Source organism: Weissella muntiaci (assembly GCF_008107635.1).
GTDB lineage: Bacteria > Bacillota > Bacilli > Lactobacillales > Lactobacillaceae > Weissella > Weissella muntiaci.
The window spans coordinates 20,020-37,269 of record NZ_SDGZ01000028.1 but is presented as its reverse complement, the minus strand read 5'-3'; the positions used below and the strand labels follow the sequence as shown (position 1 = coordinate 37,269).

General features: G+C 36.5%; 23 protein-coding genes. 11 read left to right on the top strand and 12 right to left on the bottom strand.

The genetic code is table 11. The features are described 5' to 3' along the window. The first annotated feature begins 179 nt into the window (after nucleotides 1-179). From ESZ50_RS11000 to ESZ50_RS10965, 8 genes are all read left to right on the top strand, one after another. Complete coding sequence (locus ESZ50_RS11000; RefSeq protein WP_148623934.1) at nucleotides 180-365, top strand: hypothetical protein; 186 nt, start codon at nucleotides 180-182, stop codon at nucleotides 363-365. Between the two features lie 97 nt (nucleotides 366-462). Further along, on the top strand, nucleotides 463-936 hold the full coding sequence (locus tag ESZ50_RS10995; RefSeq protein ID WP_148623932.1) for a hypothetical protein: 474 nt from the start codon (nucleotides 463-465) through the stop codon (nucleotides 934-936). A gap of 35 nt (nucleotides 937-971) precedes the next feature. After that, nucleotides 972-1,235: a hypothetical protein gene (locus ESZ50_RS10990; RefSeq protein ID WP_148623930.1), complete on the top strand. Its 264-nt coding sequence runs from the start codon at nucleotides 972-974 to the stop codon at nucleotides 1,233-1,235. Nucleotides 1,236-1,240: 5 nt separating this feature from the next. Next, on the top strand, nucleotides 1,241-1,606 hold the full coding sequence (locus ESZ50_RS10985; RefSeq protein ID WP_187387633.1) for a hypothetical protein: 366 nt from the start codon (nucleotides 1,241-1,243) through the stop codon (nucleotides 1,604-1,606). Then, a complete protein-coding gene (locus ESZ50_RS10980) occupies nucleotides 1,597-2,886 on the top strand; it encodes a hypothetical protein (protein ID WP_148623926.1) in 1,290 nt (429 codons plus the stop codon). The genes ESZ50_RS10985 and ESZ50_RS10980 overlap by 10 nt, the downstream gene beginning before the upstream one ends. 47 nt (nucleotides 2,887-2,933) lie before the next feature. Beyond that, nucleotides 2,934-3,563 carry a hypothetical protein gene (locus ESZ50_RS10975; protein ID WP_148623925.1) on the top strand — a complete coding sequence of 210 codons (630 nt, stop codon included), beginning with the start codon at nucleotides 2,934-2,936 and terminating at the stop codon, nucleotides 3,561-3,563. 19 nt (nucleotides 3,564-3,582) lie between these two features. After that, on the top strand, nucleotides 3,583-3,975 hold the full coding sequence (locus tag ESZ50_RS10970) for a DUF4176 domain-containing protein (protein ID WP_148623923.1): 393 nt from the start codon (nucleotides 3,583-3,585) through the stop codon (nucleotides 3,973-3,975). Nucleotides 3,976-4,175: 200 nt separating this feature from the next. After that, nucleotides 4,176-4,634 carry a restriction endonuclease subunit S domain-containing protein gene (locus ESZ50_RS10965; RefSeq protein WP_148623922.1) on the top strand — a complete coding sequence of 153 codons (459 nt, stop codon included), beginning with the start codon at nucleotides 4,176-4,178 and terminating at the stop codon, nucleotides 4,632-4,634. 391 nt (nucleotides 4,635-5,025) lie between these two features. On the opposite strand, the gene ESZ50_RS10960 is transcribed toward ESZ50_RS10965, so the two are convergent. The 9 genes from ESZ50_RS10960 to ESZ50_RS10925 form a co-directional block, all read right to left on the bottom strand. Beyond that, a complete protein-coding gene (locus ESZ50_RS10960; protein WP_246111554.1) occupies nucleotides 5,026-5,952 on the bottom strand; it encodes an IS30 family transposase in 927 nt (308 codons plus the stop codon). Nucleotides 5,953-6,252: 300 nt separating this feature from the next. Further along, nucleotides 6,253-6,684 (bottom strand): hypothetical protein, encoded by a 432-nt coding sequence (locus tag ESZ50_RS10955; protein ID WP_148623919.1) that lies wholly within the window; start codon nucleotides 6,682-6,684, stop codon nucleotides 6,253-6,255. A gap of 25 nt (nucleotides 6,685-6,709) precedes the next feature. Beyond that, nucleotides 6,710-7,018: a hypothetical protein gene (locus tag ESZ50_RS10950; protein WP_148623917.1), complete on the bottom strand. Its 309-nt coding sequence runs from the start codon at nucleotides 7,016-7,018 to the stop codon at nucleotides 6,710-6,712. Nucleotides 7,019-7,218: 200 nt separating this feature from the next. After that, nucleotides 7,219-7,353, bottom strand: coding sequence for a hypothetical protein (locus ESZ50_RS11950; RefSeq protein ID WP_281282899.1), 135 nt, complete (start codon nucleotides 7,351-7,353; stop codon nucleotides 7,219-7,221). Next, a complete protein-coding gene (locus tag ESZ50_RS10945; RefSeq protein WP_148623915.1) occupies nucleotides 7,350-8,612 on the bottom strand; it encodes a hypothetical protein in 1,263 nt (420 codons plus the stop codon). The genes ESZ50_RS11950 and ESZ50_RS10945 overlap by 4 nt, the downstream gene beginning before the upstream one ends. A 5-nt stretch (nucleotides 8,613-8,617) precedes the next feature. After that, complete coding sequence (locus ESZ50_RS10940) at nucleotides 8,618-9,010, bottom strand: DUF1310 family protein (RefSeq protein WP_148623914.1); 393 nt, start codon at nucleotides 9,008-9,010, stop codon at nucleotides 8,618-8,620. A gap of 556 nt (nucleotides 9,011-9,566) precedes the next feature. After that, on the bottom strand, nucleotides 9,567-9,791 hold the full coding sequence (locus ESZ50_RS10935) for a hypothetical protein (protein WP_148623912.1): 225 nt from the start codon (nucleotides 9,789-9,791) through the stop codon (nucleotides 9,567-9,569). A gap of 19 nt (nucleotides 9,792-9,810) precedes the next feature. Beyond that, nucleotides 9,811-10,395, bottom strand: coding sequence for a hypothetical protein (locus ESZ50_RS10930; RefSeq protein WP_425473117.1), 585 nt, complete (start codon nucleotides 10,393-10,395; stop codon nucleotides 9,811-9,813). Then, nucleotides 10,392-11,771, bottom strand: coding sequence for an MFS transporter (locus tag ESZ50_RS10925; protein ID WP_148623908.1), 1,380 nt, complete (start codon nucleotides 11,769-11,771; stop codon nucleotides 10,392-10,394). The genes ESZ50_RS10930 and ESZ50_RS10925 overlap by 4 nt, the downstream gene beginning before the upstream one ends. Nucleotides 11,772-11,888: 117 nt before the next feature. On the opposite strand from ESZ50_RS10925, the gene ESZ50_RS10920 reads away from it, so the two are divergent. Together ESZ50_RS10920 and ESZ50_RS10915 are read left to right on the top strand one after the other, a co-directional pair. Beyond that, a complete protein-coding gene (locus tag ESZ50_RS10920; RefSeq protein WP_148623907.1) occupies nucleotides 11,889-12,299 on the top strand; it encodes a MarR family winged helix-turn-helix transcriptional regulator in 411 nt (136 codons plus the stop codon). 282 nt (nucleotides 12,300-12,581) lie between these two features. Further along, nucleotides 12,582-13,031, top strand: a complete 450-nt coding sequence (locus tag ESZ50_RS10915; protein ID WP_148623905.1) for a MarR family winged helix-turn-helix transcriptional regulator — start codon at nucleotides 12,582-12,584, stop codon at nucleotides 13,029-13,031. Between the two features lie 121 nt (nucleotides 13,032-13,152). Here ESZ50_RS10915 and ESZ50_RS10910 read toward each other — a convergent pair whose 3' ends face one another. The 3 genes from ESZ50_RS10910 to ESZ50_RS10900 form a co-directional block, all read right to left on the bottom strand. Further along, the gene (locus tag ESZ50_RS10910; RefSeq protein ID WP_148623903.1) at nucleotides 13,153-13,968 is read right to left on the bottom strand and encodes an alpha/beta fold hydrolase; all 816 of its coding nucleotides are present in this window, start codon (nucleotides 13,966-13,968) and stop codon (nucleotides 13,153-13,155) included. Between the two features lie 739 nt (nucleotides 13,969-14,707). Further along, a complete protein-coding gene (locus ESZ50_RS10905) occupies nucleotides 14,708-15,565 on the bottom strand; it encodes an NAD(P)-dependent oxidoreductase (protein WP_148623901.1) in 858 nt (285 codons plus the stop codon). A gap of 24 nt (nucleotides 15,566-15,589) precedes the next feature. Next, nucleotides 15,590-16,210: an isochorismatase family protein gene (locus ESZ50_RS10900; RefSeq protein WP_148623900.1), complete on the bottom strand. Its 621-nt coding sequence runs from the start codon at nucleotides 16,208-16,210 to the stop codon at nucleotides 15,590-15,592. A gap of 190 nt (nucleotides 16,211-16,400) precedes the next feature. Between ESZ50_RS10900 and ESZ50_RS10895 the strand changes: the two genes are divergently transcribed. Continuing rightward, entirely contained in the window at nucleotides 16,401-17,237 is an 837-nt protein-coding gene (locus tag ESZ50_RS10895) for an SDR family NAD(P)-dependent oxidoreductase (protein WP_148623898.1), read from the top strand. Nucleotides 17,238-17,250 lie beyond the last annotated feature (13 nt).

Below are 17,250 nucleotides of genomic sequence, written 5' to 3'. Positions count from 1 at the left end.
ACACATGAGTTCTATAATCTTTTAGCGGGTATGAGTAACATACCAGTCGACCACCATTAACCTCGAAAGAAATATGTGATCGACAAGGCTGTTGATTACTCTGCCGATATTCCAAGTTCTCAAATACCTTCAGCCGGAGCGTTTGGAAATTGGGATAAAAAGCTAAGGACATGTATTTGATGATTCTTAAACGTACGTTGCTGATGTTTGCTCTAATGATACTATATGGTGAAATTGAGGTAATAGTTGAAAATTCTGGAAATGCTTTTAAGGCAAAAGGTAAAGCAATTAATGACTTAGAGTGGTCAAAGTACGCTAACGTTGAAAACAAAGATGTAACTCTTCCAGAGTGCGCCAACAATTGAAAAAACAAAACAGACCTATATCAATCGAGATGCTAAACGTGGTGAATGATTTCCTAAGCCTGAAGGACTTACCTTAATTGATTTGCTGAATAGCATTTTGAAATCATTACCACAGAAGCATGGCACGTTCGGAAATATTACATCTGAAAAGCTCCGTGAAACGAACTCACCAGTTAAAAAGTTTACAAATTTGATCACAGCGCCTTATGGCAAATATAGCGCCGAAATATGTATCAGGAAAAGTAAAAATAGTAAGTTCTCATTTATTTCGTTGGAAAATAAGGTTGGAGCGGAAATCGTTAAAACCTGGGGTAAGCAATACTCTAAGGAATTGAATGAGAAGCAATTGAAGGTGTTGGTTACATCAGGCGAAATTAAAAAGCTAAAATTCAAGAAAAAAGATGGTGAAGAATACACTGCAACATTAGAATTGAACGTACATTTGAATAAGTTATTTCTGCCAGGTTGTATCCTGGCTTTTTTATTGATAATATTTGCGAGCGATATAACCAAAATGAAACTTTATTTATATTTCATGATATTGTATACTTTTAAAGGTTGTGTTAATTGAATCACAAATCTGATGTTAAGAGAGTGTACAAATAAATGGGGAAAATTGCTTCAAACTTGAATGCCGCTAATTCTTCAATCACTAGTCTACAAAGAGTTTCAGAAGAGAAGTTTGGTAACTTCAGCCTTTCTAGTAGCAATTTGAAGGGTATGGAGACTGGTGTGAAAGTTAGTAATAAACTACTGGATAATATAAATAAATTAACAAGTAGTGTAAAAAAACAGGCTGACAAGTTTCCACAAATAGCCAAAATCATAGAAGCCCGAGATAATGATCAAGCTTCTAAATTCGGTGAGTAGACTATATGCCAGATAAAAATGATATTAGCAGTGAACAAAGAGCTGAGTATAAATCTAAAATAATGCGTAAAGAACGCGATTTGGAAGATTTTCAAAAGCTTCGTAAATCACTTGGACAATCTGATGTAAGCTACATTGATACTCTAAATGCAGGTTATGGTAATTTACGAGAATTGCAAGAAAGAGATCGACGCTGGGACAGAACGCTTGATAAGGAAATTTCGCTGGATTCAAGAAAAGTCGCAGAAGTGGAAAAGATAATTCATGAGCAAAATGCAAGAGTTGAGGAGTACTTTGCACAAGTAAAGAAGCAAACATTGAACGAGATTGATGAGCTGGAAAAAGAACGAGGGGATCTACCATGGGATTAAGATATTTAAGTTCAGATTCTTCTGGAATGAAAAGTAACTTGAAGAAAACTTTACAGCAAAGTAACCAAGCTATTGCAGATTTGAAATCAGGTAGTGAACATTTGGTTAGTGCCATTGATGGACGAACTTTATCAGGGGCTGCCTATACAGCGGGTAAAGGATTATTCACAGATTTGATTATTCCAGCAATTGGCAACGTTTCTAAAGCGTTAGAGAACGTACAAACTGACTTAACAAAATACGAGTCACAGGAAGCTATTGTTAGCGGTGAGAGTCTATTGGACGAAGATCGACTTAATGCGGAACGTAAAATAAAAAGCATGATGCGAGATTCTGCTAAACAGCGATCAGAAAATTACAAACAAACAGCAAAGGCAGTTGAAAAAATTCCAATTTTGGAACTTGGAGCTGGCATGTTTAATGATATGTCGAAGCAAATGGATTCTGTGGCAAAAAGTTATCAAGATGAAATCACAAAAATTGATAAGAAATTGACGAAGTTACATAAATTTTCTACTGGTATTCAAGGACTTTTTCAAAATAGTTTGCAAGAGCTTGAATCAGCGATGAAATCTGTTACCTCACTCAATAGTGCAATCGTGAGTAGCAGTACTGGGAAGTACGTTCTCAAAAAGAATGCATCACGAAAAAACAATAAGTTGTATGATTCTTTAAAGAAGGGTGCACTTACTGATGGAACTTTGAAGTTCTTAGAGAAACTAGCAGAAAAAGGGTCAAAGGTTTTAGAGGATTCAAGTGAGTATCTGGCCGCCGTGGCACTTGCTTCAAATGGAAGGTTAGTTCAAGTATCGAAATATGCAGAGCAGGTTGGTAAAGTTGGTGCAAAAGCAGGAAAGGCATCAAAATACGTCCCAATTATTGGTTCTGGGTTGACATTTTATGATGATTTAACAACAAGTCATGATTTTGGACAAGCTGTTGTACATACGGGTGTTAGTCAGATTACCGGAACTGTTATTGACGGTCTAGGTATAATTGGAGGGCCATTTACGGGATTTGCATCGACAGGAGTAGCTTTTCTTGGGAATGTTGGCGCGCAAGTTGCGATTGACAAGTTTTTTGAAGACGTACCGATGAAAAAGTGGAAAAAGTTTGAGAACGACGGCTTTAAGAAACGAGCCGAGCTAAATGATGAGTATATCACTAACAACACACAACTTTCAGAGGATCAAAAAGCACTCTTAAACAAGTATTCTGGCGATCCAATGGACGTTTATCGGAATCTATCAGGACAAAGTAATGTATCAACATTTAAATAGAACCTTACCAAATTTGTGGTATTTCGCATTTGTACAAGGAGAGCTTAATGAAACAGCCCGTTGAGGTTTTTAGAGTCAAAGATGCTAAAGAGTCATATTTTATAGCGCATACTGAAGAGGATAAATATATTTTATTCAAGTTACGCTCGCCTTGGTATGGTTTTTTAAATCTAATACCTGGTGTCAGCGTGGCACGTAAAGGACAAATTATAGATGCTGAAATTGCTAAGCAGTGGATTTACATTCCAAATTCTGACGAGCGTGAGAACGGTAGTGGAACTAGGGTTGGATTAGCAATGATTGCGGGTATACTATTGAACGCCGGTTTTTTGGAATATAGCGGTCTAGGCCATGTATATTTGTTGATCACTGCAATAATACTAGGTTTTTTAGCAGCTAATTTATACGCTTCTTTTACAGATGCCCAGATAAAAAAACAAAATAAGTTAATACAAGATTTTAAACCGAATATAGAGGCAAGCATTTATAACCCATCTATTGGAGTGAGGTTACTAATGCTCTGTATGTTAGTTGTTGCTCTCTTGCCATTGGGATCTTTCCAAATATTTGCAATGTTCATGTTTTCAATGGTGGTTAATATTACCTCGTACAATAATTTTGTCGATGCGGAAAACCTTGAAGATACAAATAATAGAATAAAAATATTGAATTTATAAAAATAGATGGGGTTTTAGAATGTCACGTAGATTTTTACCATTAGGCAGTGTCGTCACCTTAAAAGGTGGGGGATTAAAATTAGTCATTATAGGTCGTGGTCTTATGTTTAACGACTCAGAAGAAACAAAAACGATTACCTTTGACTATGCAGCAAGTTTATATCCAATAGGTTTGGATGTTGATAAAACTTATTATTTTAATACTGAAGATATTGATCAAACAGTGTTTGAAGGATATTCCGATGATGTGGAAGATCATTATCAAGATGAGTTGAGCCAAATTTTGGAAGAACTTACACCGTATGATACAGAAACAGAAACGATTAATATTGATACATCCGAAGCTGAAAATGAGACCCTTCCTGGGAAATCCGAAGCAGTTAATACTAGCAGAGGCCCTTATGGATTTTAAAAGTAAATAAGAATTAAATAAGTTCAAATTATTTAGAAAAGTAGACAGAGTTTTAGATAGCTCTGTTTTTTTTTGTAATGGTGGATTGTCCATAAAGCAACAATTTTGAAATATGTCCAAGTAATCAATAAATTACCATGTTTTTGTGATCCGACTCATTTTAGTTATATTCAACAAAAATAACTAAGGAGCATATAGGCATGGCTGAAGATCAAACAAATTCGAACACCTATCATAAAGGGAAACCCGTTGATAGAAATACTAAGAACTTTGTGGGAATTGTCGAATATTTGGAACACATGGGTCACACTTTAAAGCCATTGGGTCATCAGGGCCAATTTACTGTTGATGATCACCATTCATTAGTAATTACACCTTCAAAAGATTTGTGGCACTCATTTAAATACAGTGAGGGTGGCGGAGTAAAGAAGCTAATGGCGTTTCTAGATAACATCACTGACAACAATGAGCAGAACAAATTACTGAATGAGATTAGGAGTGAACGCGGTGACGGCTGGAAACCCAAGGAGTACGATTTAACAGCTTTTGAGTCTGCTACATTTAATCTAGCTGATCACAAGTTTAACAATGAAGCTCCAGTCGATTCGTTTAACTATGTAACTGTAAAACCATTACTCTCGATAATATATATTATGTAAACTAGAAGATAAAGGGTATTGTCAAGTATTAGTTACAACAAATATTAAAAGATTTTCGAATACCCTGCGCAAACGCCTATCTAAAGGTATTTGCGTTTTTTAAATCCATAAGACAATTGGCTTTTCGTAAAAAAATATGGACTCGCAACATTAGACTCAAATGTTTGAGTAATGTATTCACCTGAATTACTTGTAAGAACCATTATACCTGACCGTCCATGCACTTTCAATCCTGCACAAATAAACCTCGATCGAATACCTAGGTCTTTTAACATATATTAACAATGTGTTCAGTCTTTCTTGCTTTGTTTAGAGCATCAAACACCTATAACTATCCACGAATATATTATTTTTGGCCTTAGAATGCGTCTGACAGCATCATCTTTTACCACTAGTTTAATTGTAGATTGATCTTACGAATGTGTTTCCTGAATTCGCGTATTGGACTACGTCCATGAGAAAATACATGTGTCAACGGCTTCTCATTGATTTCCGAAGTGACTTCATCAATGCGTTCTTGCGTGACGTTTCCAAATGACGTGCCTTTAGGAAAATACCATGGAGCTCGAAGATTTCTGTTAGTTCGTTCGTTTGTGCCACGTTCATACGGTGCATAAGAATTTGCTATGTATAGTGATCCAAAATTATTGAGCACAAATCCTGTAACGATTGAATTGGTAAATTCATGGCCATTATCGCAAGTAATAGATTTAATGTATTTTCCAAAACGTTCATTAACAGATTCAAGGGCAGAGAGGACATCGAGTGCACTTTTAGATTTGGCCTTTACGGCAACCTGAAAACGCGTTTTTCGTTCGACAAGGGTGATGAGGAGGGCTTTACTACCTACCTTCTTCCCCTCTACTCCATCCATCTCCCAATGACCAAACTCTGAGCGATCATTGATTGAATCGGGGCGATCATTGATGCTATATAGTTCTGCCAATTTCCTCTTTTGGCTTTTAGCACGTTGATCTTTGATGAAATTCTTATTAATGCTGCGTTTAAACCGTTTTCCTTGCATTGGCAAATCATAATAGCTGACATTAGGTATTTTTTTGCGATTAATCCATGTGTAAATGAGTGCTGAATTCTTGAAGAGCTTTGGATGTCGTTCAACAACTTGGACAGGTGTATAGTGCCGTTCGTGTATTTCTTTCTGAAGCACCTTTACTTTATAGTTGTTTAAGGAGCTTCTGCGGCCGGAATTCCTAATATGTTTATCTACAATATATTGTGCCTCTCGTGCGGTGTACATAAACTTTAGAAACTTAGTCGGCGTACTTTCATCGGGATCGCCGGTTGTAGCTCTACGAATTTCTCTTGTGATCTAGACCATTCCTTTTTTGAATGACTGCTAGATTTTTAAATTGATCATTAATTCGTTGTTACTAATATAAAATATTCCGTACAATTCATTTTAAGAATTTGCCACTGCGTAACATATAAATGCGATCACTGATAGTATTATTAGAAAGTTGATACCCATTGAGAGATTTACGTTGATATAACCGAGCACATCTAATATTATTTTGACTACTAAACCAATGAATATAATAAATAGCACTACCAACATAGTAATTTCACACCTTATCTAAATATTTATAGGCCTCATAGATTATTGAACTGCTTTAGCTAACAATTCTCGTATTTTAGATTCAACTTTCTTTGACCAATTTAAAATACCAAAAGCAGTCGGCCACATGTCACCATCGTCTAATTGTGCCAGATCATTGAACCCTAATGTTGAATAGCGCGTTTTAAATTTATCCTTCGATTGAAAGAATAGTACTACCTTCCCATCTTTATTTGCATAGGCTGGCATACCGTAGTACGTCTTTGCACTAAGTTGTGGTGTTAGTTCAGTCACAAGATTATGAATATTAAGGGCAATTTCAGCACTTTCATTAGACATTTGAGATATTGCCTCAAGGACATCAGCTTCAGGTTGTTTTTTGCTTCGCTTGCCTTCTTGTTCGCGTCTAAGTTCAGCGGCACGTTCACTCATTGCTAACTTTTCTTCATCAGAGAAACCACTTTTTTCAGCCATAATACATCTCCTTTACGAACGATATTTAAATATTTTTAAACCGATCACTAATTGTGTCCATCTTTGTGGAAGCTGCATCAGCCCAAACACCTTTAGCAGAATTTTTAAAATCCTCACGGTGCTTTTTCAAGTCAGTCGTGAGTTTATCGAGCGTGGTTGTTTTAGTGCTCTGCATTTTAGTTTTTGCATTTTCTGCAGCACGCTTTCCAGTTGGTGCAGTGAATGCAGCAATTAGACTCTTTTCATGAGAGATCTGCATCTTTTTAAGATTCTCATCTAGGGCCTTTCCACTTTGCGCAGACGTACCCATTACTTCAGACAAAGATTTTCCCATGATTATGTCCCTTCTAATCTGCTAATTTCTTTTGAATATAATGTCTTATTTTCGTCTTGAATAGATTGTAAGTTACTTAAATTGCGATTGATCTCAACTTTGCCTGCATCTTGTAAGTTCGAAAAAGTATGATTTAACAAAGATAAATCTGCCAGATCACTATATTCTCTATTTAATGGACTAGTTCTAATTAAATTATACTATTCTTCAATCATTCGATTAAAATTCTGCCCTATGCCATTGACCTCTTCTAGGGCACGAGAAATATTCTTCTTGTTGGATTGAAACTGCTCTTCCAAGATTCCCATTGCATTCTTATCAACTTCAACCATCATAGTAGCCCTTCAATCTCATGTGCGAGTTCTGCATCTGTGCTTACTTGAGATTCAATTGCAGCCGTGATCTGTCCGACTAAAGTTCCGTAATCATCGGAAATACCTTTTATTTCTGTAATTGAATCTTGATAATCGTTAACTTGCTGAGTCTTGATATTATGTTCCGTGGCACCACCACGTGACAATGCTGATAATTGTTCACTGGATGAAATATGCTGTCCAATTATTGCTGCCTGTTGTTTGGTATCACGCCATAAATTCTCAGCCGCGGTAATTGCATTCGAATATTTCTTCTTCAAGTTGCCTAACTCGGTATCAACAATTAGTTGCATACCTTTTACCACGCTGCGAGCTTCCATTGCATCGAGAAACAATTTCTCACTTGAGCTCAGCCCGCCACTACTTTTGGTCATTTTCTTCCGTAAATCTTCAATTCTGGATATCTCAGCTTGAGTAACTTGCTTAGCATAGTCTGAAACATACTTTGTTTTAACAATGATATTTCCAGACTTGTCATATTGATATCCGCCCCACATATGTTGATCTACGGGATTCTTGATCCGTTTAGAATCAAGAAAGACTTTATTACCAACAGATCCTGAGATTCCTCTACCGTAAGATCCCATAGTGACCACGTCTTTTGTATCAATGAAGTTAAAAGCCTTATTAAGTTTATTAAGAGCTTTTGCATTGTCCTGTTGCTTTTTAGTCAAGATTGGGAAGATATTCGGACCTTCATACAAATACGCGACAATCAATCGTTTTTGCTCTTCAGCAGAAAGATCAGCAATTGCATATTGACCGCTCATACTACCTAATGATTGACCGTAAACAAAAACGGAAGCATTCGGATACTTATCCATAGTGCTATGTAACGTCCTTGCAGCTGCAAGTAATTGTGGTGTTGGCTTATTAGAAACTTTGCCACCATTTCCGAACATATTTGCAGCAATCTGACCAGCCATAGGTGCATCATTACCTAGCCAATCATTAGCAGCATCTAAGGAAACATTGAAACTAGAACCACGATATAGTATCGTTGTCTGTTTAATTGCATTAAGCTGTTCGTTTGTGGGGTTTGAAGGAAGTTGGCTATCAGCAACAACATACGCCTGCTGACCAGTTGCATCATCAATTTTGTCAACAACAAAGCCAATGGTTGTAGGTTTGCCATCAACATTTATTTTAACGGCCCCGTTTTTCTTAATATTTTGGTATTCAACTCTAGCGAGTTCAACATTCTCTTTATCGGTTAGCATACTTATTATCTCTTTACATTCTTAGTTAAATCGTAAAGCTCGGCTGAAGTACCACCGTTTGAATATTCAAGCTTACCATTATCTTTGTCTAATCCAACTATTTCGGTTAGAGTTGCATCATCATTTATAACCAAGACAACAGTAATGCCGCCCATTGGATTATGTTCGATTTTATCAGTATCGATCTTATACGAGCGAATGACCCCTTTTTCAGTTAAAGCATTTGGGTCAATATCTTTTAAATCATCTTCATAAATACGTTTCGCTTCATCACTATGAGCTACTTTGATCATTTCCTTTTGAAACGCCTGATTGTCCATGTAAGTCTTCCCTCCAATTACACCACCAATTACTACTAGAATTAGAATTGCCCAGCCCCATACTGGAATCTTTTTCATAAGCTCTCTCCTAATTTGCACTCTTTCATTCTTTCCTTAGAAAATAATACCATAAATATTGTGAAAATAATCATTTAACAGCAACTCACTGTTAAATTGTTTAGTTAAAAAGCTTCTTTATACATATTAATGAGATACAGACAAAATATGAAATTTAGTGTATTTGTTAAAATAAAAGAGGGAGATATAAAGTGCTATTCTGTAGCGTCTTTATATTTCCGTCTCAAATGTCAGAATAACTGCTCCATAATAGGCCGGTTAAGTTGACTCCTCTATCCGATATATAAACATTTTCTTCATCAGATGATGCAAGCTTAAGCACAAGAACTCCTAATTCCGATAAAACAATCAAGACAACAAAAAACCGTTTGAAATTTATTTCAAACGGGAAAACATATAAACTATTTTAGTTTAACTTTTTGGGTACACCTCATAAACAATATCTTACTTGCGATTTTTTGATTAAATTTCAGTATGAAATATAACCGAGGTACACCACGATTCAGCCCCTCTAAACTGAAATTTAATCAATAATATTTAAAAATAATTTGATTTTTTAACTCCAGTATTTCTGATTATCTAACTCATTAGAGATTTTCTCTAATTCTACTTGAACATTTTCTATTTCTTCCATTACCTCAGCTAATGTCAATCCTGCGGAACTGTAGCCTTTATACTTTACCGATATATACTCGCTGTTTTCGAGTCGTTGTAGGTAATCATTTAATTCACTTGAACGAGCAAGTAACTGTTCCGAATTCTCATCATGGTCTGTAGACATATCAATGCTCCCATCCGCTTTAAGCCAATGCACTAGGTGCCTGTAGCTGTGGACCTTCCCCTCTTCGAGCTAAAACCCAATCATCGTTATTCCACATTTCAGTAGAGCGACGTCCGTGCATATAATCCCACTCGGATTCAATTTCAATTTCAATGATGGCCGAATTTGGACCTAGTGTAACCCAGTTATATGTTCCATTGTTGTGAGCAAATTTAATCCACATAACTGGAATTTCAACTTGTTTTCCTTCAACGTTTGTATAACTCCGATACTGATAATCTGTGCGCATATATGATAAATACTTAGAATAATCAGGCAGAATTTGATTCAAGATATTTACCGCAGTTTCAATTGCACTTTGATCATCAGGTAGATTCCCACCTTCTTTGAACGAATAGTTATTATAACTAATAAGATTTTCACCACTATCCATAACGATAGTAATATGTTCATTGTTTGGTGAAATTTTGTTATTTGGTTGATAACGTATAATGTCTACGTTAACTCGGTTACGTGTCTCAGTACTAGAGGCAACTTCAAAAAATTCTTTTGGCATTGGTAGTGTATTAATAATTCTGTCCAAACTCATAATAATCTCCTTCAAGATATCTTTCTGTCTCTTCTTACAAAGATTAAAACAATAAAAAAGATCAACAATGTTACAAAATAAGCAGTAGTTTGTCCTAATATAATGAAGTTGTTGGGGATATCTGTTAAGTTCTGTGTGGATTTATGTTCCAAGATAGAAATAGTTTTATAGAAAATTTCTGGTCCCAAAAAACTGCCTAACATCATTCCTAATTCACGCATCATAGAATTCGTTGCACCCGTCACCCCTCTCACTTCGTTTTTTGCTCGAGCCATGATCATCGTATTATTGGGATTAGTGAACATCGCTGTTCCAATTGCCATTACAGCTGACCAAATAACAAAAAATAATGAAGCTTTTTCAGCTTTATTTGTTACGATAAGGCCAACTGTTGTGGCACTAATGGTTGCCAAACCTATTTGCATTAAGAGTGTTTTGTCATATTTATCTGTCAAAAAGCCTATATATGGACTAACTAATAGCGTGACTATGGGCATGACCATTAGAAATAGACCAGTAGTTGAAACATTGATTCTTAAAACTATTTGTAAATACAACGGTGCTAAGAGGGGATAAAAATACGAGCCTATATAAAAGGCAAAGCTAGCAATTAAATTGTTTCCTACCCCTTTAGTTGTAAAAAGATCAAAATTCCAAAGAGGCACTTTAGAAACTTTTTCAGATTTATAGAAATATTGAATTAAAATTATCATTACTACAAAAGTTGTTAAGCTAAGTAACCTATTACTTGAGAGCAAGGAGTCAAATAAATAGAATGTGGTTCCAATTAAAATTAATGTACTTAGTCCTCGAAAATCAAGTTTAGCATTGGTTCGTTTATAGTCATTTTTAAAGGCAAAAAATGAAAGTACTAACGCTATTACACCAATTGGTATATTCATCCAAAAGATATAGCCCCATGGTAAGTATTTCAACACTAATCCACCTAATCCTGGACCAGCTAATGCACCTAATGATATAAATAATGATTCAACTGCCAGTGCACGACCAAGCTTTTCCACTGGAAATGTGTCAGTAACAATTGCGTAGCTGGTAGCCATTGTCATACTGGCGCCTAAAGCTTGAACGATTCTTCCGATGATTATAGTCTCAAAATTTACTGTATAACCGGATATTAAGGAGCCCACGGTAAAAATAAAAGCTCCAATTTGAAATATTCTCACCTTGCCTTTCTGATCCGCTAATTGTCCAAAGAACAACAAAAAAGTAGAAATAACTAATAAGTATATCAATACTAACCGAGTGACTGAAAACGTTGGAACACCCATATCTCTCGAGATTTCTGGAATTGCAATATTTACGATTGTGCCATCAACAATTACCATGAAAAAAAAGATTCCCAGCGTCAAAACAACAACCCATTTTCTCATAACTCAACCTCCAAAATTATTATACTTCAATTTGAATGCGTGCGCATGTATATATTTAACTGATTTTACATTTTTCTCAGATAAATCTAAAATAGTCTAAGTACGAAGGAGAACATTATGCCAGACCTTGATCTAATTGCGAATATTCATATGCTTAATGATGCGCTCAACCAAAAGCTTAATTCGAATTTTCGTAATCCAAATATTAACGCTACTAACTATTTTTACCTGCTAAAGGTTCAGGACAATCCGGGGATTAGTCAAAAGGATTTCAAAAGAATTATATTCGTTCATCAAACAACAATTACTCGAGCAATTAATCATTTTGAAAAATTAGGCTACGTTATCACTCATCAAGATCCAGGTGATAAACGAACTTTTCATTTATCGTTAACTGATAATGGAGAAAAAGTAGCTAATCAGATTAGAGAAGATTTGCTTCATACCCAAAATATTTTAAATTCATCAACGATTAAAATTGAAATGGTGATGGATGTACTGGAAAAGTTACGCGAAGATAAAAATTAAATTTACACGAATGCGCACAAAACCTCATAAACCCTTTTCTTAAAGATCTAAAAAATACCCAGAATCAAAATTTATTGATTCTGGGTATTTTAATTATTCAAAGAAATCAAAGACCAACACACCAAAAAAGGACTGGCAAAACTATATAGTATCAACGAGCGTCCTGACGCGGTTAATAATTATGCAGTTCTTTACGAGCTAAAACATGGTAATATACAGTTTATGTAATCAGGTATGTGAATCGCTAAAATATATGAATAACGCAGAGAGGAACTTAAGATCATGAACTTTTCAAAGGATGTTTGTACATACTTTGCAACAAATCGTCTAGCAAGATACACTGAAAAAATTGCTAACAGAATCTATTTACCAACAGGTATGGCGCCTGTATATTCCTATATACTTATGACTATTAATGAAAACGACGATGAGTCCGTTACGCTCACTGATCTTTCTGAGTTATTAAGTTATTCAGTATCCACTATGTCGAGATTTGTTAGTACACTTGAGGCAAAGGGCCTAGTCGAGAAGAGACATTCTGGAAGAAAGGTGTCCATAGCTCTAACTTCAAGCTCCGATGATATGCTTAAAATGGCATACGAGTGTTATGACACTCTGTTTCAAAAAGTCGATGAAATGATTGGTGGCGCTGAAGAAAGAAAAGAATTGATTGAGCTAACAACAAGAATCGCCGATTTAATTGAGTTAAGTGACCCCACTGTAATGCAATGAAACACATGTTGTTTTTAAGTGCTGAAATGATTCCCAAAAAATTTTGTTCAGTACATATAAAAAGCGAGTAAAACATTTAGTTTACTCGCCTTTTATTTTGTAATAATTCTGATTGAAATGTTTAGTAATTGAAAAAGCTCTGAATAATCTGGACTACCTTATCGGCCACATCAACATGAATTATATGTCCAGCATTTCTCAGGAGAATGTAGTCAGTCTCAGGATAGTTACTTGCCGCGCTTAAAATATCTTTGTATCCAACGATATGATCCGCCATCGAAAGTACAATAATGCCTTTATTATCTACCAATGTATGATGAACTCTATGTTCATCTTTGAATACATAACCGGTTTTGGAATAGACGTCAAGATATTCATTATTGGCATCGTTAAAACCGACTTGCACATTCTCCGCAAATTTTGAATACCCATTTAAACTTGGAATTCCTGTAAGTTGTAAGTAATGATCTCCATATTCCTGCGTATGAATTGGATCAGTTATTTCCAAGTCGAAGTTTACCTGTTCTGGTAATGACCTTTGTGAGAAGTCTCCATAGTATGCAGGTGCTAATAACATAAATTGACCGATTCGTTCTGACGCCTTACTGAGCATTCCTTGTACAAGGTAACCACCATACGAAAACCCTAGCAGATCTACAGTTGAATCGCCATCAGCAATATAATCAAGTAATCTTAATAGAATATCAACTACTTTGTCAGCATTTAGGCTAAGCTCAACATCGGTACTCTTCCCCATTCCGGGCAGATCAACGTAAATTATTTGTACATTATCTTGATCGCCCAAAGCCATTTGAACGGCCCATTCCATACTTCTGTGATCCATACCATAACCATGGATGACCATTAACTTATGTCGTCCGTCACCATGCTTCTCGAAAAATAGCTGGGATTTTGTCTCTTCATCAACAAATTTCATTACTAGAGCTCCTAAATTTATACTTGTATATACAAGTATAATGATACCTTTTCTTTAGTTCATAGGCAAATTATCCGAAGTTTGACTCACGTCGATTGAATATAGTTGAAAACCGTCCTCAACAATGTCTTGTCGAGAAATATTGTTAATCCTTTTATTCATGGCAATATAAAAGATTATTCGTAGCTTAATGATTATCAAATACGGATTTTTAGTCACCATCATTTACCTCAACACTTTTTAAGATGCAGCATGACAAGGCTACCATTAGTGTTAGCTTGTTGACCAATTTTATGACTAGCAACGGTTTTTATTGGATTAAGACCCAACAAAATGTGTAAAGGGCTTTTGAATCAATCAGCATTATTTTACGAACTTCTCTCAGCTACATCAGAATCACACATGATCTTTCACGCTTTTATTAGTTTCAAGCTGGTGAATTAAGTTTTAAAACAAGCCAGAACGGAATTTTAAACAGTATAGTTACAAATCAATAAGTGTTGTTTCTCATTTTCATGATTGGCTTTAGTCTAACTTCACATTTTTCATAATAATTTGAAGTCATTAATAATAGAAAGAATCTCATGTTTATAAAAAGAACGCAGAGATACTTTATCTCTACGTCCTTCTTGTTTCATATACTTATTAAATCGGTACTGGGCAACAGAAACGGACTAAACCTGTCCATATTCTTATTATAGGAGTTCATCTCAATATTTATAAACCTGATCACGAACAATTACCGGTTTTTAAAACGAGGCAGTGCTGTGACCTTATTAGTGATATCGATAAACTTCGCAGTTCCTCCTGCATCATCAACCGCCTTACGCAGCCGTGTCCGTGCTGCTTCGACCATTGGCAAGTCAATCAAAGGTTCCGTTGCTGTAAGCAGCTCATCCATGTCATCAACTGATTTCTCCAATGGTCGTGGATTGGTTTCATCAAGAGCCCGAACAATCACTGGTTTCAATGGACCCATTTGAATTAACTCCAGTACCAGGCCATAATCAATTTCATATTGATCAGCTAAGTCCAATGTCTCACGCAAGCCAGCTTCCGCCGCCATAATTGATACATTTGTGATTAATTTGAGCTTAGCGCCGTCGCCTAGTTTGCCAACATACTTGGTTGTCCCAAATAAATTCAAGACTGGCGTAAATCGCTCAACCACATCACGATCGCCTCCTGCTAACAATGTTAGCTTCGCCTCACGTGCGTATTTGACACCTCCTATTACGGGTACGTCAAGGAGATTAACCTCAGCTGGCAGAGCATCCCGAATGGCAAATATCTTTTCAGGATTTAACGTTGACGTCACAACCAACGTACTGCCTGACTTTAGATGCTCGATTATACCCTGATTGCCCTCGACACCAAGATGTAAATCATCGACATCAACTGCCATGACGGAAGTAATCACCAGCTCCGCGTTTTCAACAGCCTCTGCCAACGATTTTGCAATCTTGATCTCTGGATCAATTATTTTCGCCAAATTTTCTGAATTACGATCCCAAATGATTACATCGTGCTGCCCCTTAACCAAATGAGGCACCATTTCAAGACCCATGTCGCCAATTCCAATAAATGCGATCTTCATTTTTATACCCCTCTCCTACAATAATTACTCTAGTTCCAAGAACAACCCGCCCTCATACATTGAATGAACGAACTCGTCGACTGTCTCTGTATGCGACCAGTCTCGTTGTAGCTCCAATGCCAGTTGAGCGAACGTGGTTAACTGAGCACCGGCCTGTTCAACTCGACGTAGAGCTGTTTCATGAGCCAATTTCGAAGTCCCTCCGACAATGTCAACAACCGGATATACCTCAAACCCCTCAGCCAAGGCATCCAGTGTTGGGAAGGTTAGGCATGCCTCAGTCCACAAAGCACCAATTATTAATTTCTTACGCCCAGTTTCTTTGACTGCTTGCTTAAATTCCGTATCTTCCCAGGCATTGATACTCGTTCGGTCAAATGAAGGAACATCCTTCAGCAATTTCTTTATTCCCGGCACAAGATCTTTATTTCGACCATTTTCAACATTAACCGTTGAAGTAATAATCGGTATTCCAAAGCTCTTGATCAAATTAATAGTAGCTTCCGTTCGCTGAATTAATTCCGCTCGGTTCATCGAGTTCACTCCACTAACCTGCAATGGTTGGTAGTCAATTAATAAGAAAACGCTATTATCTGCAGTTAACAAACGATCCGTCTCCGGATTACGACGTACTTCTGAAGTCATAATGATTTCCCCTCTCGAATTTGCAATAACCATTTCTACAACATCATGTTATCGCTTACTTTTAATAAGGTCAATACTTAATTTAAACTAAACCAAGACAAAAGTAGTTGGTTCGCCAAGCAATTTAATTGTTTATGCCAATAAACCTCGATCGTTGTATAATGTGTATCAAAATCAGGAGGTAAATCATATGGCGAACAAAACTTGGTTCATAACTGGTGCATCGCGTGGTCTGGGAAAGGAACTTGTTCAACAGTTGCTCTCACAAAATAATGTAAATATTGTTGCAACTGCTCGGGAAATGGCAGATCTATCCTATCTTAGTCAGGAGGAATCTGCACGAATTCTAACACTTAGTTTGGATGTTACGAATACTCGTGAAATCAAAACGGCCGTCGATGCAGCCGTGAAAACATTTGGCAGTGTTGATGTACTGGTAAATAATGCATCACTCGCCTATTTTGGTAGCTTTGAAGAAAGTGATCTTAATGAGGCAAGAGCCATTTTTGAAGTCAATCTTTGGGCCGGTATTAACCTCACACAGGCAGTTCTACCAATTATGCGGAAGAATCATACTGGACTAATCATCAATCAATCTTCGATTGGTGGTTTAATATCGGCGCCCACGCTTTCGGTCTACAATGCTTCTAAATTCGCAGTGGAAGGCTACAGTAGTGCCTTGGCCCAAGAAGTTAGCCCATTCGGGATCAAGGTGCTCATTGTAGAGGCGGCTGGCTTACGCGCAAATGAACAAACTCCATCTGCGAAAGTTGTTACAACGACAATCTCTGATTACAAAGAACTTGCAAAGAAGGCCAGGTTAAACGCTCAAAGCAGTAATCACAGTACTGGTAACCCGACGAAAGCAATTGCATTCTTAATTGATCAGGTCCAAAATCATTATGCGACGCTGCCCTTGCATCTACCACTTGGCATCAATGTTGCCGCTACAGTTGTTCAACATTATCAAGACCAAATTAATATCTTTCAACGTTTTCAAGAAATTGATGCATCATTCAAAAAATAAAATTAATTAAAAA